This is a genomic window from Saccharothrix hoggarensis (genome assembly GCF_042678885.1).
Lineage (GTDB): Bacteria > Actinomycetota > Actinomycetes > Mycobacteriales > Pseudonocardiaceae > Actinosynnema > Actinosynnema hoggarensis.
Genome location: NZ_JBHTLK010000530.1, coordinates 1 through 616, shown reverse-complemented (window position 1 = coordinate 616; position 616 = coordinate 1). Strand labels below are relative to the sequence as shown.

General features: G+C 78.2%; 1 pseudogene. It reads right to left on the bottom strand.

Features of this window, described 5'->3' with window-relative positions:
* Positions 1-597: pseudogene (locus tag ACFQ3T_RS36950) on the bottom strand (CHAT domain-containing protein); the annotation flags it as partial.
* Positions 598-616 lie beyond the last annotated feature (19 nt).

Genomic DNA, 616 nt, shown 5'->3' with positions numbered 1-616 from the left:
CGCGTGCGGGAGGTCCGGGCCGGACACGACAACGCGTCGGCCGTCGCCGGTGGGTTCGGCGGTCGCCGCGCGGTGCCACAGGGCGGCGGACGGCGCCACGGACACGGGACGGCCCAGGCAGCTCGGCAGGATCGGCCACGGCAGCTCGTGCAGCGGCCCCGTCGGCACGACCACGAGCGGCCGGTCGCCGACCCACGGCCGCAGCGGTTCCAGCAGCTGCGCGTCGAGCCGGAGCGCGGTCCGCTCGACGAGCGCGGTGAACGTCGTGGCGGAACCCAGCTCGTGGGCCAGGCGGCGCAGGCCGAACCGCAGCTCGCCGAGGCGGCGCTCGACGTCGGCGACCGCGGCGAGCCCGTGCAGCCGGACCCTCCCGTCCACGACCACGACGGCGTGCAGGCGACCGGCCACGTCGAGGTACTCCACCAGGGCGGCTTGGCCCAGTGCCGCGCCGAGCCGGGCGGCGGACGGCAGCGCGTCGGCGTCGGGCGCGAGTACCCCGGCGGCGTGCCGGGCCCGGTCGCGGACCGCTTCCTCCAGCTCGGCCTGGCGGCGCAGCAGGGGGAGCGGGTCGCGGTTCGGCGCCGCGAGGTCGACCACGACCTGGCGCAACCGAGAT